Here is a 19,680-nt window from a genome sequence, read left to right as displayed (position 1 = left end):
TGCTTTGACCAGTCAGATTGCCCAGGAACGTCGTCTCGTCACCGCCGTGCCGGGCCCCCAGTCCCGACTGTTGGCGGATCGCAAGTCCGCAGCCGTCCCTGACGGTGTCGGCACGACGATGCCGGTGTACGCCGAGCACGCAGGCGGCGGTGTCGTCGTCGACGTCGACGGCAACAGCTTCATCGATCTCGGATCCGGTATCGCGGTCACGAGCGTGGGCAACAGCGCACCACGTGTCGTCGAGGCCGTGAAGACTCAGCTCGAGAAGTTCACCCACACCTGCTTCATGGTCACGCCCTACGAGCTGTACGTCGATGTCGCCGAGGCGCTCAACGAGCTCACACCGGGAGATCACGACAAGCGCACCGCGCTGTTCAACTCCGGGGCCGAGGCGGTGGAGAACGCGATCAAGATCGCCCGCGCCCACACCAAGAAGTCGGGGGTCGTCGCCTTCGACCACGCGTACCACGGACGAACCAACCTCACGATGGCACTCACCGCCAAGGACATGCCCTACAAGCACGGGTTCGGCCCCTTCGCCCCCGCAGTCCACCGCGCTCCCCTGTCCTACCCGCTGCGCGACGGCGACACGGTGAGCGGGCGTGACGCCGCCAACCGCGCGATCGCACACATCGAGGACACGGTCGACGTCAGCGACCTTGCCGCCATGGTCATCGAGCCGATCCAGGGCGAAGGCGGATTCATCGAGCCGGCGCCGGGATTCCTTCCCGCCCTGGTCGAGTGGTGCCGCGCCAACAACGTGGTGTTCATCGCCGACGAGGTGCAGACCGGATTCGCCCGGACCGGCGCCATGTTCGCCTGTGAGCACGAGGGGATCGTTCCCGACCTCATCGTGACCGCCAAGGGCATCGCTGGCGGGCTACCGCTGGCGGCAGTGACGGGATCGGCCGCCATCATGAACGCCGCCCACGTCGGCGGCCTGGGCGGGACCTACGGAGGCAACCCCATTGCATGCGCCGCCGCGCTCGGGGCGATCGAGACCATCCGCGCCGACGACCTGGTGGGGCGCGCGCAGAAGATCGAGCAGCTCATGAAAGACAGACTGGGACAACTTCAGTCAGGCGACCCGCGGATCGGCGAGGTCCGCGGACGCGGTGCCATGATCGCCGTGGAACTGGTCAAGCCCGGTACCACCACGCCCGACGCCGATCTCACGGCGGCCATCGCGGCAGCGGCTCGCCTGCGCGGTGTCATCGTGCTCACCTGCGGCACCTACGGCAACGTCCTGCGCTTTCTGCCTCCCCTGACCATCGGTGACGATCTGCTCACCGAGGCGCTTGAGGTTCTCGCCGAGGCATTCGCGGCGACATCGTGACCGAGCTACTCGATGACCGCCCCACGGTGACAACGCCGTCTCCCCTCGACGACGCGCGCGGTCAGCTGGCCGACGCCATCGCGGTGCTCGGATTGGGTCAGGGCATGTTCGACCTTCTTGCCGCGCCCCGCCGTGAGCTCACCGTGAGCATTCCACTGCGCCGCGACGACGGAACTGTCGAGATCCTCACCGGACACCGTGTGCAACACAACTATTCGCGCGGTCCAGCGAAGGGCGGCCTGCGTTACAGCCCGCATGTCGACCTCAACGAGGTCCGCGCTCTCGCCATGTGGATGACGTGGAAGTGCGCACTGCTCGACGTTCCCTACGGCGGGGCAAAGGGCGGGATCGCCATCGACCCGCGTCTCTACTCGCAGGCCGAACTCGAACGCGTGACCCGGCGCTACACCTCGGAGATCATGCCGCTGATCGGCCCCTCCCACGACATCCCCGCTCCCGACATCGGCACCGATGAGCAGACCATGGCGTGGATGATGGACACCTACTCCGTCAACACCGGCCACACCGTCCTCGGGGTCGTCACCGGCAAACCGATCAGCCTCGGCGGGTCGCATGGTCGCGCCTCGGCCACCTCCCGGGGTGTCGTGCACGTCGCCCTTCAGGCGTTGGACTACCTGAAGATTCGGCGCGAGGGCGCTTCCGCGGCGGTGCAGGGTTTCGGCAAGGTGGGCCGCGGCGCCACCCGGTTCCTGTGGGAAGCCGGTCTGCGCATCGACGCAGTCGGCGATCAGTACGGGGCCATCCGCGCCGATAACGGCATCGACGTCGCCGCCCTGGAGGCTCACGTCGACGCCACCGGTACCGTTGTCGGCTTCGCCGGTGCCGATCCGATCGATGCGGCACAGCTCCTCGAACTCGACGTCGACCTGCTGGTGCCGGCCGCGATCGAGGGTGTCCTGCATGCCGGTAACGCAGCACGGGTGCGCGCCCGTCTCATCGTCGAGGGCGCAAACGGTCCGACCACGACCGAGGCCGACGGAATCCTCAACGATCGCGGCGTCACCGTGGTGCCCGACATCCTCGCCAACGCCGGCGGGGTGATCGTGTCGTACTTCGAATGGGTCCAGGCCAACCAGGCGTACTGGTGGACAGAGGATCAGGTCGAGGCACGTCTGAGTGAGCGGATGGTCGGCGCCTGGCACCACGTCGTCAACCACGCCGCCGCCCGAGGTCTCACACTCCGTGCGGCCGCGACATCACTTGCCGTACAACGCGTAGCCGAAGCTCACCGTCAGAGAGGCCTGTACCCGTGACCAGTTACCTGGATTCCCTTGACCCGACGCATGCCGTGCTCATCGGCGGTACCGCTCGACCGGGCGGCAGCGGCACCTTCGACGTCGAGAACCCGGCGAGCCGTGATGTCATCGCACGGGTCGCCAACGCCGACCGCGCCGATGCCACCACCGCGGTCGACGCGGCCACCGCCGCACTCCCCGGCTGGCAAGCGACACCTCCCCGTGCCCGGTCGGAGATTCTCAGCCGCGCCTTCTCGCTGATACTGCGTGACCGAGAGCCACTCGCCGACCTCGTCGTCGCGGAGAACGGTAAGTCACGCACCGACGCACTCGGCGAGATCACCTATGCCGCCGAGTTCTTCCGCTGGTTCGCCGAGGAGGCGGTCCGATCCGGCGGTGACTATGGCGAGGCGCCCAACGGCGGCGCGCGCACCATCGTCACCCACCGGCCCGTCGGAGTCGCCGCTCTGGTGACACCGTGGAACTTCCCGGCGGCGATGGCCACCCGCAAGATCGCCCCGGCGCTGGCGGCTGGTTGCACCGTCGTCCTCAAACCCGCTGCGGAGACACCGCTCACCGCTATCGCCATCGCGCGCCTGCTGACCGAGGCCGGCGTTCCCGATGGCGTCGTCAATGTCGTGCCAACGACCGATGCCAGCGACATCGTCACAACCTGGCTGCAGGACGACCGGGTCCGCAAGATCTCATTCACCGGTTCGACGAATATCGGCCGGGTTCTGCTCCGCCAGGCAGCCGACCGCATCGTCAACAGCTCAATGGAACTCGGCGGCAACGCGCCGTTCATCGTCACCGAGGATGCCGACCTCGAGGCAGCCGTCGCCGGCGCGATGATCGCGAAGTTCCGCAACGGCGGTCAGGCGTGTACCGCCGCGAACCGCTTCTACGTCCATGCCGATGTGATCGCTGAGTTCACCGAGCGTTTCGGCGCCGCCGTTGAAGCGCTCACCGTGGGGCCGGCCGACACCGGCTCAGACATCGGTCCGCTGATCTCCCAGAAGGCCGTCGAGAACGTCGCCGCCCTGGTGCGCGACGCCGTCGCTGACGGCGCCACCGTGGCCCACACGGCGGCCATGCCTGAGAGCAAGGGCTGGTTCTACCCGCCCACCGTGTTGGTCGGCCTGCGCGCGGACGCCGAGATCCTGAACCAGGAGATCTTCGGACCGGTGGCCCCGATCGTCGCGTGGAACGACGACGCTGAGGTGATCGGCCTCGCCAACAGGTCCGAAATGGGCCTCGCCGCCTACGTTTTCGCCGGGAAGCTGCAACGCGCCATACGACTCGGCGAAGCCCTGGACGCCGGAATGGTCGGCATCAACCGTGGGCTCGTGTCCGATCCGTCCGCGCCGTTCGGCGGTGTCAAGCAGAGCGGCCTGGGCCGTGAGGGAGCGCGCCAGGGGCTCGAGGAGTTCCAAGAGACGCAGTACTTCAGTGTCGACTGGTAGGTGAAATGAATTGGCACGTACGTGACTTCCATCCCGAGGACCTAGAGGCGGCCATCCGGCTGGACGCGGCGTCCACCATGACGGCGCAGCAACCGCTCTTTGATGCCTCAGATGTCGTGACGAGTCTGCAGGAGCGCCATCCAGCCGTGGTGGCCGTGGTGCACGGCGCCGTGGTGGGCGTGGCCGTGAGCAGAGTCGATGCCGACCGGGCGTGGGTGCTTCGGTTGTCATTGGACCCTGCCTGGCGAGGTAAGGGGCTTGGGAGCACCCTTCTCAACGAACTGGAGCATCGCCTTCTGGCCCGTGGTGTTCGACGCATCACGGCGATACTCCCCGACGGCGAAACGGGCTCTACGGCTTTCGTGAACTCGGGGTTCATCCAACGCAGCGGTATCGCGCACTTCGACAAGCACGAGACGATGTCACCGCGGTCGGCCGCGGTGCTCGCTCGTCTCGGCGGTTCCGTCCCACCCGCGGGCCAATGGCAACAGATCGCCGGCATGGTGCGCGAGAAGAACCTCATCGAACGGCGCATCGTGCTGCCACTCTCGCTCCCAGAGCAGGCAGCCGAACACGGCGTGGTGCCACCGCAGGCGATCGTGCTCTTCGGGCCACCCGGCACGGGTAAGACCACATTCGCACGGGCGATCGCGAGCCGGCTCGGATGGCCCTTCGTCGAACTGTTTCCCTCTCGGTTGGCCGTCAACGGCGGCGGCCTCGCGGCCGGCCTCAGCGAGGCCTTCGGTCAACTTCAGGAACTCGACAACGTCGTCGCCTTCATCGACGAGGTCGAGGAGGTCGCCTCCCACCGCGGTGCCGGTTCTGCCGCGGCGACAGCTGTGGTCAATGAACTCCTCAAGTGTCTGGTGCAGTTTCGCGACAGAGCCGGCCGACTGCTGGTGTGCGCGACGAACTCGATTCGGGACCTGGACTCCGCGTTCCTGCGTCACGGCCGCTTCGACTACGTCCTGCCGATCGGTCCCCCCGACGACCAAGCCCTCGACGGTCTGTGGCGGCGCTACATCGCCGACGCCGACATCGACATCGCCGCACTCGTGTCTGCCACCGGCGGATACACCCCCGCCGACGTCGCCCATGCAGCGCGCGCCGTCGCTCAGGCGACGTTCGAGAGGAGCGTCGACACCGGTGTGCGGTGCCAGGCGACGACGGCCGACTACCTGCACACGGTGACGATGACTCGTCCCACGCTCACGATCGAGCAGGTGTCCGAATTCGACACCGAGATCAGCGCGTTCGCCCGAACCTGAGGTGAGTGCAGCCCGTCACCGGACGGCGAGCTCCAGATGTTCGAGGCGGCGCACGAGCAGACTCGGAAGCCAGCGCCCGGTGGCAGCGGGTTCGATCATCGAGGTGCGCGACAGGAGGTCACCGAGCACGATCTTGGCCTCCAACCGGGCCAGCGCGGCTCCCACGCAGAAGTGCGCGCCCTTACCGAAGCTGACGTGCCCCTTGCCCCCAGACCTGTCCAGCCGGAACCGGTCGGGGTCCTCGAAGTGCGAAGGGTCCCGGTTGGCCGCACCCCACAGCAGCAGTAGACGCGAACCGGCTTTGAGGTCGACGCCAGACAGGCTGGTGTCATTGACGACGTGGCGGTAGTGACCACGGAACGGCGGTTCGTAGCGCAGTACCTCCTCAAGGAAGGCGCCGAGCAGCTCCGGCTGATCCCGCACCTGCTGCTGGACATCGGGCCGGGTCGCCAGTATCCACGCCGCGGAGCCGATCAGGGAGGCAGTGGACTCACCCCCGGCGCTGAACAACGTGATCATGATGACCAGCGCGGCGATCTCGTCGATCTCGCCGGAAGCGCACGCCGAGGCGAGGTCGCCGAGCAGGTTGTCACGCGGGCTGGCGGCGGCGCTGCCGAACTGTTCGGTGATGTATCCGCTGAGTTCCAGCATCGCGACACCCGCGGCGCTGAGTTGGTCCTGGCTGGCCAGTCCCTCCATCACTTGGGTTGCGGAGTAACCCCATCGGACGAGCTGGTCGACGTCCGTGTCGGGGACACCGATGATGTTCCCGACGATCATCATCGGTAGTCGATTGGCCATCGCGCTCATCCACTCGATACGCCCGTCAACCACGCCGGTCTCCCAGAGGTGCATCGAGGTCTCGGTGATGAGCGGTTCGGAGGCGCGGATGCGCCTGGCCGCCAGTTGCGGTATCAGCGCCTTGCGATGGACGGCGTGCACGGGGTCGTCGGCAGTTGCCAGCGCCTGTGTCGATCCGTCGAGTTCGCCCATGGGGAATGGGGTCACCGAGCCGTCGGACTGGTAGGACATGGTCGCCGTCAGGTTCGACGAGAAGTCGTCGCACCGCGCGACCGCCTCGTTGACGGCGTCCCAACCGGAGACCGCGAAGAACTCGGAATCGCCGACCCGGTGGACGTGCCCGGCCATATGCATGCGCTCGTACAGCGGGTACGGATCCTGGATGAACTCCTCGTCGAAGAGTGCGATGCCAAGGGCGCCGTCGGGCTGTGTCATGGCTCAACCTGACCGGAGTCGACTGGCCGGCGTCAACCAGTGATGACGAAGTTGAAAACGGCTGTCCGCGGGCAGCGGGCACGCCGTCTCACGATGAAGGACACACCAGCGGCGATGCTGAGAATTATTAGTCATTCTGTCTCAAGCTTGCGACAATCGTTCGAGACCGTCCAGGGAAGGTGGGGCATCCGAATGGTGCGAGAGGATTGGGTTGTCGGCGGGGATCGCCGGGCCGCCGCGGCAGAACGCATCTACGCGGCCGCCGCCGATCTCGTGATTCGCGACGGGCTGGACGGCCTCGACATCGACGTGTTGGCGGCACGAGTGCACTGTTCGAGGGCCACCATCTACCGCCATGCCGGCGGCAAGGCGCAGATCCGCGATGCCGTTCTTCTGCGAGTGGCCGCACGCATCGTGGACACCGTTCGGCACGCGGTCGACGGCCTCGAGGGCCCCGAGCGCGTGCTGACGGCCATCACCGTCGCGGTCGACCAGATCAGAGCCGACCCGGTGCGCCGCCTGATGATGAGTTCGGGCACCGTTCCTGGGCTGAGCGAGCTGCACTCATCTCCGGTGCTGAGCAGTCTCGCCGCGGAACTCTCCGGACTCACCGATGAGGACCCCCAGGCGGCACTGTGGATCGTGCACGTTGTCCTGTCACTGGCATTCATGCCAATCGGCGACAGCCGAACGGAACGAGAAGTGTTGCAGCGGTTCGTCACACCGGCATTCGCGCGGTGAACGCACCGTTACATCACGGTCAGGTCAGGTAGGCGGCGAGGTTTGACAGCGACGACATACCGCCCTTGTCCCCTCTCAGCTCAAGCCGGGCAGACGGCTCATTTCACTAGCCACCGCATCGGCTCCGACCTGATTCTCGGCGTGCAGGCCGGCGATGACACCGCGCTGATCGTCTTCGGACTTGTTCTGGCTGAGTTTGGCCTTGGCGTCCACTCGGATGACGGAGATCTCCAGCCCGACTATGCCACCGAGTTGACCGCTGATGTAGGCGTCGGGCGCGTCGGCCACCCGCCATGGTTGGCGACGCTGGCCCTCGTGGATCGCGGTCAGGTCCTCGACCGCCCCGCGGATCCACTCAGGGTCACTGTGCACGCGAACGGTGCCCGTCAGGTGCACGGCGCTGTAGTTCCAGGTGGGGACCACTCGACCGTGTTCGACCTTGGAGGCATACCAGGACGGACTGATGTACGCCTCGGGCCCCGAACAGATGAGCAGAGCCGGACTACCTCCATCGATGTTGCGCCACTGGGGATTCGCCTTGGCCATGTGAGCGATGACGGTGTCACCGATCCAGACGATGGGCAGCAGAGTCGCGACGGGGTAACCATCGTTCCCCGTCGTGACAAATTGGGCCGACGCCGCTGCGGCCACCATGTCGCGAATGGTCGTCTCGTCACCCACGACATTTGGTTTTGGTACGTACATACGACGAACACCTCATACCGGTTGAAGCGAAACTCTCCACCATATTGTGTCACCGATAAGCCGCCACCTCAGATTGTGCGCGTGCTGCCACCGTCGATGAGGTACTCCGCGCCAGTGAGGTAGCCGGCCCTGTCAGAGACGAGAAACGCAACCAACTCCCCCACATCGTGAGGCGTGCCAGGTTGGCCGAGCGGGATTCCGCCGATCGATTCGATGATCTCCTCACGCGCCGCGGCAACGCTGATCTGGCGGGCTTCGGCGTGTCGGCTGGTGAACTCCTTCGCGGCTTCGGTCTCTATGAATCCGGGCGAGACGCTGTTGACGCGAATGCCGTACTGCGCCAAATCGTTCGACAGTGCCTTGCTGTAGTTGGCGAGAGCTGCCTTCGCCGCTGCGTAGGGTGCCATGCCGGGCATGGGGCTGCGACGCTGCACTGAGGTGATGTGAACGATGGCTCCACTCCTGTTCTCGATCATGGTGGGCGTGAGCGCCCGGTCGAGTCGCACGGCACCGAAGAAGTTCTTCTCGAAGCCCTGCTGCCAGTCGTCATCAGTCAGGGACACAGTGCCGCCGGGTTTGATGTCGGAGCCACCGACGTTGTGAATCAGGATGTCCAAGCCGCCGAGTGACTCCAGAATCTGCTCCGCGAGAGCTGACGTCCCGCTGACAGTGGAGATATCGGCTTTGACGAATCCCTCAGTCGGCGCGTCGGGTGTGGTGCGTGCGGCGACGATGACGGTTGCGCCCGCCGCTCGTAGCTGATCGGTGATGCCCTTGCCGATGCCGCGGGTCCCGCCGGTGACGAGGGCGCGTTTCCCAGCCAGGTCTGCCGACGTTTGGGTGATGGTGGCGGTGGCGGATGTCATGATGCTCCTGATGTTTGGCGTGGGAGGACGTCGGTGATGGGCCAGACGACTTCGGTTCTCCATTGGGCGGTGTCTGGCGTGTGCGTGTGATCGCAGTGGTAGTACTCGCGGATGCGTGGTCCGACGGCGAGGTCGTGGCTGGCGATGTAGCGGCCAAGCTCGGCGTAGGCGAGGTCGATGTCGGCCGCTGAGCCGTGGTGGGTCGTCACGACAACCTCCGCAGCGGGCACGACAATTGGATTGACGCGCCCCGATCGCCGTGGGGTGGTGACGGGGATGAAGACGGTGGCTTGGCCCGGTTCGTGTTGAAACAGGCTTTCGTCGTATATCCCGCTCGCAGGTCCGGTTTGGTCGAGTCGGCCCGACCGTACGGCCTCCCGAACGTCGTATAGCGCCTCGCTCCACCAGGTTTCGATGTCGGTGGGATCGACAGTGTCGGTGATGGCGACCGCCGGGGTGGTCGGCTCGGCGCGACGGCGCACGGGCTGCGAACTCGCCGCGTTGTTCATCAGCGCGCGAAGCGAATTGACGGCGGCCTTGGTCTGGGCCAGCTCTGCTTCGAGGTGGTCGATGTGGGCTGCGATCAAGGATTCGCGGTCGCTGGGGTTTTGCGCGACAAGGACATCTCGGACGTCGGCGACGGGCATGCGCAGGTCGCGTAGTCGGCGGATCAGTTGGGCGGTGGGCAGCTGGTCGAGCGAGTAGTAGCGATAGCCGGTCGCGGAGTCGACGTGCACCGGCTCGAGTAGCCCGACGTGGTGATAGTGGCGCAGCGTCTTCACGCTGAGGTGGGTCATCGTGGCGAACTGCCCAACGGAAACGGTGATGCTCATGGCGGCTCCCGGTCAATACTGCGGTTCGGTGTTGTTGATGACGAACAGGCTGACGATCTTGCCGTCACGCAGGCGGATGTAGCTGGTCATGACCAACGGATCCGGCAGACCGGTCTTGTCGTAGTCACCGTCGTAGCGGCACCGTACGCACCACATGCCGGCGTTGTCGACGATCTCGACCGGTTCGATCGTTACGTGGTCGCCGACGAACTCCTTGGCGATGAAGGCGCGAATGTGGTCACGCCCCCAGAACTCCCGCTGAAAGTCGTTGACCAGGGCATCGTCTGCGAAGGTGTCCATGATCGCGTCCACGTCGTGGCTGTTGATCGCGGTGATGTGCGCGGTGATGGCGGGGTCGAGTGTCAGCTGTGCAGTCATAGCTCTCTTCTTGCGTCCTGACGTCGGATGATCGTCGGACACCAGCCTCTGCCCTCCTGTTAGGGGAGAGTCAAGCTGTTGAACGTCGCCGTGCGCCCGAGGCCAGTCGTCGCCGACTTCTGCGCGAGAGTCGTGGTCGACGGTGCGCCCACGACCACCGTGCAGAACTCGCGAGAATCGCGCCGACGTCTGCAAGAAGGTCGTTGGCCGCCACGTTGAACTCACTCAGACGTTGAACCTGAACTCCACTACGGAACGTTCGAACGTCAAACCGGTCACCTTCTCTCCCGAAGGAGCGACGTGCTCACCGGGCGCACCCGTCTGAACGAATCCAACGCCCTCCAACACCCGGCGGGAGCCCTCGTTCTCCTGGACCGTCCAAGCGTCCAAGTGGGTCAGCCCCGCATGCGCTGCCACGCGTGCGACGGCTCGCAAGGCCTTCTGCGCCACACCCCGGCCTCGGGCCTCAGGAGTCAGCCAGAACCCGACCTCTGCACGGTCTTCGCGGAAGTCGAACAGGACGATGCTGCCCAAGAACCTGTCGGACGGCGCGTCTGCGATCCCGAGCACCGCGAGCGAGCCGTCGTTCAAGCCTTGAGAGATCACACCATCGATCTGTTCGCGCACGATCTCAGCGGAGTACTCAGATAAGGGAAGGTGCCCATGCTGTCGAACGGCGGCATCCCTGGTACCGGCGGCGAAAGCCTCCGCATCACCATGGCCCAACCGCCGCACGATCACATCGCCTTCGCCGCAGGGCAAGCCATCGGCAATCGTCACTTCGTCTCCTAACTGGTCCCTCTTCGTGGCTACACGATGCGGGCCGAGGACTCCAAATGCTCGTGAATGTCAGCCACCGTGTCCGCAACGCTCAGCTCGGACGTATCAAGCCAGTAGCCGATTCGCGGGGTGGTCGAGCGGAGCGTGTGATCAAGCATCGCGATGTCCTCGTCACCCGGTCTGTACGCAACCTTTGCGCGGCCTAATTGCCGTTCCCGGTCCCGATCAACGACGGCGGCGACTGAGGGGGCCAACACCACCACGAAGAGTGGACGCGTTCGGATGTGGTTGACGACGTCTTGCAGATATTCGCCAAGGATGATGTCCTGCAGGACAACCGTGAACCCTGCTTGCGCGTAGCGGTCTGCTGTTTCGGCCGCCAACTCGTACCGCAGCGCCAGTTGCTCCAATGCCTTGGGCTCTGGAGTCGCGGGATCCATCTCGACCCGACCGTTCACGATCATGCGGCGGAACACGTCCCCCCGAACGTGGACGCTGTTCGGCAGACTCTCTGCCAGCGCTTGGGCAACTGTCGATTTGCCGGCTGCCTGGATGCCGGTGATCACGATGATGGACACACCCAATATTGCATGGCCAGCGCGTCGGATTGCGAACGGTTTTGGCCCAGCTCACCTAGACGTTGAAGCGGAACTCCACGACGTCACCGTCGACCATGACGTAATCCTTGCCCTCCATGCGGACCTTGCCGGCGGCCTTGGCGGCGGCCATCGAACCCGCCTCCACCAGATCGTCGAACGACACGATCTCGGCCTTGATGAAGCCCTTCTCGAAGTCCGTGTGGATGACACCGGCGGCCTTCGGCGCGGTATCGCCCTGATGGATCGTCCACGCCCGAGCCTCCTTGGGCCCAGCCGTGAGATAGGTCTGCAACTTCAGCGTGTGAAAGCCCGCCCGTGCCAGGGCATCCAGGCCGTGTTCGGTCTGGCCGATCGACTCGAGCAGCTCGGCGGCCGACTCGTCGTCGAGTTCCTGAAGCTCGGCCTCGATCTTCGCGTCGAGGAACACCGCGTCGGCGGGCGCGACCAGGGCGCGCAGCTCAGCCTTGCGGGCCTCGTCGGTCAGCACCGACTCGTCGGCGTTGAAGACGTAGAGGAACGGCTTGGTGGTCATCAGGTTCAGCTCGCGCAGCAGTGCGACGTCAGCGCCCGCCGCGAACAGCGTCGTGCCCTCGTTGAGCACCGTCTGCGCCGCGAGCGCCGCCTCGTACACCGGTTTGCGGTCCTTGTTGGTGCGGGCCTCCTTCTCAAGGCGAGGCACCGCCTTCTCCAACGTCTGCATGTCGGCGAGGATCAGCTCGGTCTCGATCACCTCGATGTCAGAGGCCGGGTCCACCCTGCCGTCGACGTGCACCACGTCGTCGTCGGCGAAGACGCGCACCACCTGACAGATCGCGTCGCACTCGCGGATGTTGGCCAGGAACTTGTTGCCCAGCCCCGCACCCTCCGATGCGCCCTTCACGATCCCGGCGATGTCCACGAAGGTCACCGGCGCCGGCACGAGCTTCTCGGAGCCGAACAGCTCCGCCAGCTTGGCCAGCCGAGGATCGGGCAGCGGCACGACGCCCTCGTTCGGCTCGATTGTCGCGAAGGGGTAGTTGGCGGCGAGCACGTCATTGCGTGTCAGCGCGTTGAACAAAGTTGACTTACCCACGTTCGGCAGTCCGACGATTCCGAGGTTGAGGCCCACGGATTGAACAGTCTAGGCGCCATGGCCAGGCACGCCGGAGCATGCTGCCAGCGCGCATGGAGTGATTGCCGGTACGGTCGACGTGTGTCAGGTCAGCGCGCGCGGTCGGCGGTCCCGGCGGCCCAACGTTCGGCGCTGCCGCAGATCCCCGGTATTCCCTGGTGGGGCGCGGTTGTGCTGGCGATCACGCTCACTGCGATCGGGTTCGCCTACGACGCGGGGTCGGGCACCAAATCGCTGAGCGCCGCCTTCGCCGTGTGCTACGTCACTGGGTGTGTTCTCGCGGTTCTCGCGGTCCAGCAGTCCGGTCTGTTCAGCGCCGTGATCCAGCCGCCGCTGATCCTGTTCGTCGCGGTCCCGTCGGCATACTTCGCCTTCCACAGCAGCGAGATCGCCGGCATCAAGGACATCCTGATCAACTGTGGCTATCCGCTGATCGAGCGCTTCCCGCTGATGTTCCTGACCGCGGCGAGCGTGCTGCTAATCGGGATGGCGCGTTGGTATCTGGGGATGACGGCGCATCGTGGCGAACCGGCAGACGAGGCCGCCGCCGAGGAACCCGCGGAGGGCACCAGCGCCGCGGCCGCCGCCATCGCCAAGTTGGTCTCGCGCTTCTCGTCGAAGCCGACGACCGAGGCCGAGCCGTCACGACGAAGCCGGCGGCACACGATCGAGCGCCCCACGCGCTCTGCACTCGATGACGATGCGCCGCGGCCAGCGCGCAGGTCCAGACCGTCGGAGTCCTCGCGGTCACGTCACGCCCGGCCCCCCGAGACCGAGACCTTCGAGCCGATGCCGAGCCGTCCGCGTCGGCCCCGCCCGGGTGGTCCTCCCGTCGACCCGGCCGCTGCCCCTCGACGCCGCCGCCCGCAGGGCGACGAGGTCCGCGACCGCCGCAACGCGCCCCCCGTGGGCCGCCGCGGCGCCCCCGAGCGCGGGGAGCGACCGGTGCGACGCGAGCGCGCCGACCGCTACGAACGTCCGGAGCGCTACGAACGCCCGGAGCGTCAGGAACGCCGCCACCGCATGCCCGACTACCCGGCGTATGAACCGCACGAGCCAGCCCAGACCAACGGTGCAGGCCCCTCGACGCACCACCCGGTGTCGAGGGTGCGCTACCGAGGTTCAGATGACGAGGAGCCTCGCGTCGAGCATCGGACGCGGCCGCGCCGCTCCCGCAACGCGACCCCCGATGCGTGGGAGTACGACAGCTAACGCGAGTCGTGCTCAGCGCCGGGGCGCGCGAATCTCCCTGGGCAGTGCGAACACCAACGTCTCGTTGGCGGTGGTGACGGGCTGAACCGTGTCGAATCCGTACTCGGCGAGCCGCTCGAGCACCCCACGCACCAGCACCTCGGGCACGGAAGCCCCCGAGGTGACGCCGACGCTCGTCACGCCCTCCAGCCAGGCCGGATCGATGTCCTCGGCGTAGTCGACCAGGTAGGACGCCTCGGACCCGGCGCCCAGCGCCACCTCGACCAGGCGCACCGAGTTCGACGAGTTCCGCGAACCGACCACGATGACGAGTTCGCACTCCGGCGCCATGGCCTTGACCGCCACCTGACGGTTCTGTGTCGCGTAGCAGATGTCATCGCTCGGCGGATCCTGAAGCGTCGGGAAGCGCTCACGCAACCTGCGCACGGTCTCCATGGTCTCGTCGACGCTCAGCGTGGTCTGCGACAGCCAGATGACCTTGTTCAGATCCCGCACGACGACGTTGTCGACCGCGTCCGGCCCGTCGACGAGCTGCACGTGATCGGGCGCCTCACCGGCGGTGCCGACCACCTCCTCGTGGCCCTCGTGGCCGATGAGCAGGATGTCGTAGTCGTCACGGGCGAATCGCTTGGCCTCGTTGTGCACCTTGGTCACCAGCGGACACGTCGCGTCGATGACCTTCAGGTCGCGCTCAGCGGCGTTGACGTGCACCGTCGGCGCCACACCGTGCGCGGAGAACACCACGATGGAGCCCTCGGGCACCTCATCGGTCTCGTCGACGAAGATCGCGCCGGCCTTGGCCAACGTTTCGACGACGTGGACGTTGTGCACGATCTCGTGCCGGACGTACACCGGCGCGCCGTGCTTCTCGAGCGCGCGCTCCACGGTCTCGACCGCACGGTCGACGCCCGCGCAGTAGCCACGCGGCTCTGCCAGGAGGACTCGCTTGCCCGTCGTCCGTTCAACGATCGAGGCGGTGGCACCAGGAATGCCCATGTTGATCGTCGATGCCATGCCTTGAGGGTACTTTCCCGCGACCCCGACCTGCCAGCCGTAGGCTGCACCCATGGCTACTGCACCGTATGGGGTCCGTCTGCTGGTAGGCGCAGCGGTGACCGCACTCGAGGAAACGCGCAAGCTGCCGCACACGATCCTGACCTACCCCATGACGATGGCCAGCCAGGTGGCGCACATCGTCATGAAGATGCAGCAGGACGTCGCGGACCTGGTCGACAGGGGCGACCAGGCACTCGACACCTTGTTCCCGCCGAAGGACGAGCAGGCCGAGTGGGCGACGTTCGATGAGGATCTCAACGCGGACGACGCCGACTTCGCCGGCGTGACGGATATCTCCGACGCCGGTGAGCGTCGTGACGGTGAACGCCTCACCGAGGGACGGTTCGCCCTCTACAGCACGGGCGAGCCCGGAAAGTCCGACTCCGGCAGGCCGACGGTCACGACCGCCGAGGCGCCCACCGTGGTCGCCGAATTGGACTACCAGTCGCTGACCCTGGCCCAGTTGCGTGCCCGACTGCCATCGCTGCGCGTCAACGATCTCGAGGCGCTGCTGGCCTACGAGGAGTCGACCACGGCACGCGCACCGTTCCAGACGCTTCTGGCCAACAGGATCACCCGCGCCAGCGCGAAGTGACCGAACCCGAACAGGGCAAGTCCCCGGACAACCCCTGGCCGGTGCGTGCCGTCGCCACCCGCGTCGCCAAGTACATCGACCGACTGGGCACGGTGTGGGTGGAGGGCCAGATCGCCCAGATGAACATCCGCCCCACCGTGGTGTTCATCATGCTGCGCGACCCGGCCGCCGACATGTCGCTGTCCGTGATCTGCCCGCGCGACCTGGTGGTCAACGCGCCGGTGCGGCTCGCCGAGGGCGTGCAGGTGATCATGCACGGCAAGCCCAACTTCCACACCGGTCGCGGCACGTTCTCGTTGCGGGTCACCGAGATCCGTGCGGTCGGCATCGGTGAGCTGCTGGAGCGCATCCTGCGACTGCGCAAGCTCCTCGAGGCCGAGGGCCTGTTCGATGCCCGGCTGAAACGGTCGATCCCGTTCCTGCCCAACACCGTAGGGCTCATCACCGGTCGAGCCTCGGCCGCCGAGCGCGACGTCATTTCGGTCGCGCAGAGCCGTTGGCCCGCTGTGCGGTTCGCGATCCGCAACACCGCGGTGCAGGGGCCCAGCACCGTGGCGCAGGTGGTGGAGGCGTTGCGCGATCTGGACGCCGATCCCGACGTCGACGTGATCGTGCTGGCTCGCGGCGGCGGTGACGTCGACGCGCTGCTGCCGTTCTCCGACGAGACGCTGTGCCGGGCGATCGCCGCATGCACCACACCGGTGGTGAGCGCCATCGGGCACGAGCCTGACAGCCCGCTGTGCGATCTGGTCGCCGATGTGCGCGCGGCAACCCCGACCGACGCGGCCAAGCGGATCGTGCCCGACGCCGCCGCCGAGCAGGCACTGGTGACCGATCTTCGGCGGCGCAGCGCGCAGGCCCTGCGCAACTGGGTGCGCCGCGAACAGCACGTAGTCGGCCAGCTGCACAGCAGGCCCGTCCTGGCGCAACCGCTGGCCGCACTGACGGCGCGCGCAGAGGAGGTCCACCGCGCGGTGACCGCGGCCCGGCGTGACGTGACCCGCCTGATCGCCACCGAGACCGACCGCATCGAACACGTGTCGGCCCGGCTTGCCACACTGGGCCCGGCGGCCACACTGGCGCGTGGCTACGCGGTCGTGCAGGCGGTGTCCGAGTCGGGTGAGACATCGGTGCTGCGCTCGACTGACGATGCACCAGCTGGCACCCGCCTGAGAGTTCGCGTCGCCGATGGCGCCGTCACGGCAATGAGTGAGGGGTTGGATGAAGCCCATTAGTCAATTGGGGTACGAGGAATCCCGCGATGAACTCATCGAGGTGGTGCGCCGTTTGGAACAGGGCGGGCTCGACCTCGATACCTCGTTGAAGCTCTGGGAGCGAGGCGAGGAGCTGGCTAAACGATGCGAAGAGCACCTCGAGGGCGCCCGCCAGAAGGTGGAACAGACGCTGGCCGCCAAGGACCCCGACGATAGTTGAGGTCGCAACCGGTCTCGGCGCCGCCAGTCGAGACTGGAACACGTTTCAGTTATTCTCGTCGGCATGGGTGATCCAACGCTGACCACTGAACTCGGCCGTGTCCTGGTGACCGGGGGTTCCGGCTTCGTCGGCGCCAACCTGGTGACCGAACTCCTCGACCGCGGGCATCGGGTCCGCTCCTTCGACCGTGCCCCGTCACCGTTGCCCGATCATGCCGGCCTGGAGGCCGTCGTCGGCGACATCACCAACGCCGATGACGTGGCCCGCGCGGTGGACGGCATCGACACCGTGATCCACACTGCCGCGATCATCGACCTGATGGGCGGCGGCTCTGTCACCGACGAGTACCGGCAGCGCAGCTTCGCCGTGAACGTCGGCGGCACCGAGAACCTCGTGCACGCCGCGCAGGCCGCGGGTGTCAAACGGTTCGTCTACACCGCGTCCAACAGCGTCGTGATGGGCGGCCAGGTGATCTCCGGCGGCGATGAGACACTGCCCTACACCGACCGCTTCAACGACCTCTACACCGAGACCAAGGTGGTGGCCGAGAAGTTCGTCCTCGGACAGAACGGCGAGGCGGGCATGCTCACCTGCTCGATCCGGCCCAGTGGCATCTGGGGCCGCGGCGATCAGACGATGTTCCGCAAGGTGTTCGAGAGCGTGCTCGCCGGCCACGTCAAGGTGCTCGTCGGCAGCAAGGACGTCAAGCTCGACAACTCCTACGTGCACAACCTGATTCACGGTTTCATCCTGGCTGGCGAGCACCTCGTTCCCGGTGGGTCCGCACCCGGGCAGGCGTACTTCATCAACGACGGTGAGCCGATCAACATGTTCGAGTTCTCCCGACCGGTGGTCGAGGCGTGTGGCGCACCGTTCCCGACGTTCCGGGTACCCGGCAAACTCGTCGGATTCGTCATGCGGGTGTGGCAGTGGCTGCACTTCCGCTTCGGTCTGCCCAAGCCGCTGCTGGAACCCCTTGCCATAGAGCGGATCTCGCTGGACAACTACTTCTCCATCGCGAAGGCCAAGCGCGATCTGGGATACCAGCCGCTGTTCACCACCGAGCAGGCGTTGGCCGAGTGCCTGCCCTACTACACCGATCTCTTCGCGTCGATGAAGGCCGCCGGACAGAAATCGCCCGCCCCGGCATAGACCTCGGGTCGCTATCCGCCGACCAGTGACAGGGCGTGCGCCCGACGCAGCTTGCCCGACGGTGTCTTCGGAATGGCGCCCGGCGCCAGCACCACGACGTTGCGCGGCCGCACGTCGACCTCGGCGAACACCTCGTGCGCCACTGCCTTCTGGATGCGCCGAACCTCGGACCGGTCCTCGAAGGCATTCGACTCGACCGCGACGGCGAACGACTCCCGGGAGTGCCCCGCGTTCAACCGCACCGCGACGGCACAACCGGGCCGCACTCCGACCACGCGCAGTGCGGCTCGCTCGATGTCGGTGGGGTAGACATTGCGGCCGGCCATGATGATGACGTCCTTGACCCGCCCGCACACCACGATGTGGTCGCGTTCGGTCAGGTAGCCCAGGTCGCCGGTGTCATACCAGCCCAGATCGTCCTGCGCCGGGATAAATCCGCCCTCGGTGGTGTAGCCCGGCGAGACCGGCTCGCCGCGCACCTGGATGACACCGACCCCACGCGTCGGCAACGGGTTCTCGTCCTCGTCGACGATGCGAACCTCCAGCCCGCTCAGTACCGGCCCGAGGGTCGCGAGCCTGCGCACGTTGCCCGACGTCGCGGGAACCGCCCTGTGCAGCACCGCGAGCATGTCGGCGTCGATCTCATCGACGACGAGGCCCGCGCCGCAGACCGCGAACGACACCGCCACGGTGGCCTCGGCCATCCCGTACGCGGGCAGAATCGCCTCCCTGCGGAGCCCGAACGGCGCGCCAGCGTCACACAGGTCCTCGACCACCGCGGGCTCGACCTGCTCGGCGCCCGAGAGTGCCCATCTCAGCGAGGAGAGGTCGAACTCACCGGGGTCGGCCTGCCTGCGGAGCCGCTTGGCCAGCAGCGCGTAGGCGAAGTTGGGCGCGGCCGTCATAGTGCCCTTGTACTTGTCGATAAGCCTGGGCCACAACAGAATATCGGTGAGGAAGTCCATCGGCGTGACCTTGACCAGCTCGGCGCCGAAGTACATCGGCACGATCAGAAAGCCGGTCATGCCCATGTCGTGGAACAGCGGAAGCCAGCTCACGATGACGTCGGTGTCCAGGTCATACTCGGCGCCGACGAACATGGCCTCAGCGTTGGACACCAGGTTCCGGTGCGTGATCCGGACGGCCCTCGGCGGGCCCGTCGAACCGGACGTCAACTGAAGCAGTGCGATGTCGTCCTCGGCGGTCTCGAGAGGCTCGACGGGCTCGACCGCCATCAGATCGGCGGGCACCAGGACAGTGACGCCACGTTCGGCTAGGAACGGTGCGGCCGCCATGAACGGGTCCGACACCACCACTGCCGCCGCGCCGAGCGCGTCGACCACCCGACCCGTTTCCTCTGCCCACACCATGAGGTCCGTGCGGGGCGTCGGCTGGTGCAACATCGTCAGGGTGGCCGCCCGCATCCAGACGGCCTGCGCGGTGGGGGCGATCTCGGCGGGGGCGCCCGCCAGCACGGCGACCGCGTCGCCGGGTCCGACGCCTGCCGCGGCGAGACCCCCGGCGATGTGGCGGGCACGTTCGTGCACCTCGGCCCAGCTGTGCCGGATGGGCGCGTGAGGGTCGCCGGTGACGATCCCCCGCGTGCTGGTTCGCGCATTGGCGAACATTGCGTCACAGAACCTGCTCATGGCCGGCTCT

General features: G+C 66.6%; 20 protein-coding genes. 10 read left to right on the top strand and 10 right to left on the bottom strand.

From position 1 onward, the window contains the following. Positions 1–4: 4 nt before the first annotated feature. The 4 genes from gabT to ACZY0X_RS10255 are packed head-to-tail and all read left to right on the top strand — an operon-like array spanning position 5 to position 5,323. Positions 5–1,336: a 4-aminobutyrate--2-oxoglutarate transaminase gene (gene gabT, locus ACZY0X_RS10270; protein ID WP_463769979.1), complete on the top strand. Its 1,332-nt coding sequence runs from the start codon at positions 5–7 to the stop codon at positions 1,334–1,336. Then, entirely contained in the window at positions 1,333–2,610 is a 1,278-nt protein-coding gene (locus tag ACZY0X_RS10265; RefSeq protein ID WP_463769977.1) for a Glu/Leu/Phe/Val family dehydrogenase, read from the top strand. The genes gabT and ACZY0X_RS10265 overlap by 4 nt, the downstream gene beginning before the upstream one ends. After that, positions 2,607–4,055, top strand: coding sequence for an NAD-dependent succinate-semialdehyde dehydrogenase (locus ACZY0X_RS10260; protein ID WP_463769975.1), 1,449 nt, complete (start codon positions 2,607–2,609; stop codon positions 4,053–4,055). The genes ACZY0X_RS10265 and ACZY0X_RS10260 overlap by 4 nt, the downstream gene beginning before the upstream one ends. Before the next feature lie 5 nt (positions 4,056–4,060). Continuing rightward, positions 4,061–5,323 (top strand): ATP-binding protein, encoded by a 1,263-nt coding sequence (locus ACZY0X_RS10255; protein ID WP_463769973.1) that lies wholly within the window; start codon positions 4,061–4,063, stop codon positions 5,321–5,323. 15 nt (positions 5,324–5,338) lie between these two features. Here ACZY0X_RS10255 and ACZY0X_RS10250 read toward each other — a convergent pair whose 3' ends face one another. Continuing rightward, positions 5,339–6,559, bottom strand: a complete 1,221-nt coding sequence (locus tag ACZY0X_RS10250; protein WP_463769971.1) for a cytochrome P450 — start codon at positions 6,557–6,559, stop codon at positions 5,339–5,341. 192 nt (positions 6,560–6,751) lie between these two features. Between ACZY0X_RS10250 and ACZY0X_RS10245 the strand changes: the two genes are divergently transcribed. Continuing rightward, positions 6,752–7,300 (top strand): TetR/AcrR family transcriptional regulator, encoded by a 549-nt coding sequence (locus ACZY0X_RS10245; protein ID WP_463769969.1) that lies wholly within the window; start codon positions 6,752–6,754, stop codon positions 7,298–7,300. Positions 7,301–7,375: 75 nt separating this feature from the next. Here ACZY0X_RS10245 and ACZY0X_RS10240 read toward each other — a convergent pair whose 3' ends face one another. The 7 genes from ACZY0X_RS10240 to ychF form a co-directional block, all read right to left on the bottom strand. Continuing rightward, positions 7,376–8,005: an FMN-binding negative transcriptional regulator gene (locus ACZY0X_RS10240; protein ID WP_463769967.1), complete on the bottom strand. Its 630-nt coding sequence runs from the start codon at positions 8,003–8,005 to the stop codon at positions 7,376–7,378. 68 nt (positions 8,006–8,073) lie between these two features. After that, on the bottom strand, positions 8,074–8,871 hold the full coding sequence (locus tag ACZY0X_RS10235; protein WP_463769965.1) for an SDR family oxidoreductase: 798 nt from the start codon (positions 8,869–8,871) through the stop codon (positions 8,074–8,076). Further along, a complete protein-coding gene (locus ACZY0X_RS10230; protein WP_463769963.1) occupies positions 8,868–9,704 on the bottom strand; it encodes a MerR family transcriptional regulator in 837 nt (278 codons plus the stop codon). The genes ACZY0X_RS10235 and ACZY0X_RS10230 overlap by 4 nt, the downstream gene beginning before the upstream one ends. 12 nt (positions 9,705–9,716) lie before the next feature. Beyond that, positions 9,717–10,082: a nuclear transport factor 2 family protein gene (locus ACZY0X_RS10225; protein WP_463769961.1), complete on the bottom strand. Its 366-nt coding sequence runs from the start codon at positions 10,080–10,082 to the stop codon at positions 9,717–9,719. Between the two features lie 225 nt (positions 10,083–10,307). Next, positions 10,308–10,862, bottom strand: a complete 555-nt coding sequence (locus ACZY0X_RS10220) for a GNAT family N-acetyltransferase (protein WP_463769959.1) — start codon at positions 10,860–10,862, stop codon at positions 10,308–10,310. A 29-nt stretch (positions 10,863–10,891) separates the two neighbouring features. Further along, a complete protein-coding gene (locus ACZY0X_RS10215) occupies positions 10,892–11,440 on the bottom strand; it encodes an AAA family ATPase (RefSeq protein ID WP_463769957.1) in 549 nt (182 codons plus the stop codon). A 55-nt stretch (positions 11,441–11,495) separates the two neighbouring features. Continuing rightward, positions 11,496–12,569: a redox-regulated ATPase YchF gene (gene ychF, locus ACZY0X_RS10210; RefSeq protein ID WP_241403679.1), complete on the bottom strand. Its 1,074-nt coding sequence runs from the start codon at positions 12,567–12,569 to the stop codon at positions 11,496–11,498. An 84-nt stretch (positions 12,570–12,653) separates the two neighbouring features. On the opposite strand from ychF, the gene ACZY0X_RS10205 reads away from it, so the two are divergent. Further along, on the top strand, positions 12,654–13,784 hold the full coding sequence (locus ACZY0X_RS10205) for a DUF6542 domain-containing protein (protein WP_463769954.1): 1,131 nt from the start codon (positions 12,654–12,656) through the stop codon (positions 13,782–13,784). A 12-nt stretch (positions 13,785–13,796) separates the two neighbouring features. Here ACZY0X_RS10205 and ACZY0X_RS10200 read toward each other — a convergent pair whose 3' ends face one another. After that, positions 13,797–14,798 carry a 4-hydroxy-3-methylbut-2-enyl diphosphate reductase gene (locus ACZY0X_RS10200; protein WP_241403677.1) on the bottom strand — a complete coding sequence of 334 codons (1,002 nt, stop codon included), beginning with the start codon at positions 14,796–14,798 and terminating at the stop codon, positions 13,797–13,799. A 52-nt stretch (positions 14,799–14,850) separates the two neighbouring features. On the opposite strand from ACZY0X_RS10200, the gene ACZY0X_RS10195 reads away from it, so the two are divergent. From ACZY0X_RS10195 to ACZY0X_RS10180, 4 genes are read left to right on the top strand one after another with little or no spacing between them, the layout of a single operon-like run. Next, on the top strand, positions 14,851–15,435 hold the full coding sequence (locus tag ACZY0X_RS10195; protein ID WP_463769952.1) for a lipid droplet-associated protein: 585 nt from the start codon (positions 14,851–14,853) through the stop codon (positions 15,433–15,435). Then, positions 15,432–16,670: an exodeoxyribonuclease VII large subunit gene (gene xseA / locus ACZY0X_RS10190; protein ID WP_463769950.1), complete on the top strand. Its 1,239-nt coding sequence runs from the start codon at positions 15,432–15,434 to the stop codon at positions 16,668–16,670. The genes ACZY0X_RS10195 and xseA overlap by 4 nt, the downstream gene beginning before the upstream one ends. Beyond that, positions 16,657–16,869, top strand: coding sequence for an exodeoxyribonuclease VII small subunit (locus ACZY0X_RS10185; RefSeq protein WP_241403674.1), 213 nt, complete (start codon positions 16,657–16,659; stop codon positions 16,867–16,869). Before xseA ends, ACZY0X_RS10185 begins: the two co-directional genes overlap by 14 nt. Before the next feature lie 51 nt (positions 16,870–16,920). Further along, positions 16,921–18,021: a 3-beta-hydroxysteroid dehydrogenase gene (locus ACZY0X_RS10180; protein ID WP_463770610.1), complete on the top strand. Its 1,101-nt coding sequence runs from the start codon at positions 16,921–16,923 to the stop codon at positions 18,019–18,021. Between the two features lie 11 nt (positions 18,022–18,032). Here ACZY0X_RS10180 and ACZY0X_RS10175 read toward each other — a convergent pair whose 3' ends face one another. Continuing rightward, entirely contained in the window at positions 18,033–19,670 is a 1,638-nt protein-coding gene (locus ACZY0X_RS10175; RefSeq protein WP_463769947.1) for a fatty acyl-AMP ligase, read from the bottom strand. Positions 19,671–19,680: the final 10 nt, after the last annotated feature.

This window comes from Mycobacterium sp. IDUB_39, assembly GCF_055419205.1.
Note: the sequence above shows the minus strand (reverse complement) of the source record. Positions and strands in the feature narration are given on the sequence as shown.

Coding starts and splice junctions, on each gene's coding strand:
- ACZY0X_RS10255 (WP_463769973.1), top strand. CDS start 4,061: ATGAATTGGCACGTACGTGACTTCCATCCCGAGGACCTAGAGGCGGCC.
- ACZY0X_RS10250 (WP_463769971.1), bottom strand. CDS start 6,559: ATGACACAGCCCGACGGCGCCCTTGGCATCGCACTCTTCGACGAGGAG.
- ACZY0X_RS10245 (WP_463769969.1), top strand. CDS start 6,752: ATGGTGCGAGAGGATTGGGTTGTCGGCGGGGATCGCCGGGCCGCCGCG.
- ACZY0X_RS10240 (WP_463769967.1), bottom strand. CDS start 8,005: ATGTACGTACCAAAACCAAATGTCGTGGGTGACGAGACGACCATTCGC.
- ACZY0X_RS10235 (WP_463769965.1), bottom strand. CDS start 8,871: ATGACATCCGCCACCGCCACCATCACCCAAACGTCGGCAGACCTGGCT.
- ACZY0X_RS10230 (WP_463769963.1), bottom strand. CDS start 9,704: ATGAGCATCACCGTTTCCGTTGGGCAGTTCGCCACGATGACCCACCTC.
- ACZY0X_RS10225 (WP_463769961.1), bottom strand. CDS start 10,082: ATGACTGCACAGCTGACACTCGACCCCGCCATCACCGCGCACATCACC.
- ACZY0X_RS10200 (WP_241403677.1), bottom strand. CDS start 14,798: ATGGCATCGACGATCAACATGGGCATTCCTGGTGCCACCGCCTCGATC.
- ACZY0X_RS10195 (WP_463769952.1), top strand. CDS start 14,851: ATGGCTACTGCACCGTATGGGGTCCGTCTGCTGGTAGGCGCAGCGGTG.
- ACZY0X_RS10185 (WP_241403674.1), top strand. CDS start 16,657: ATGAAGCCCATTAGTCAATTGGGGTACGAGGAATCCCGCGATGAACTC.
- ACZY0X_RS10175 (WP_463769947.1), bottom strand. CDS start 19,670: ATGAGCAGGTTCTGTGACGCAATGTTCGCCAATGCGCGAACCAGCACG.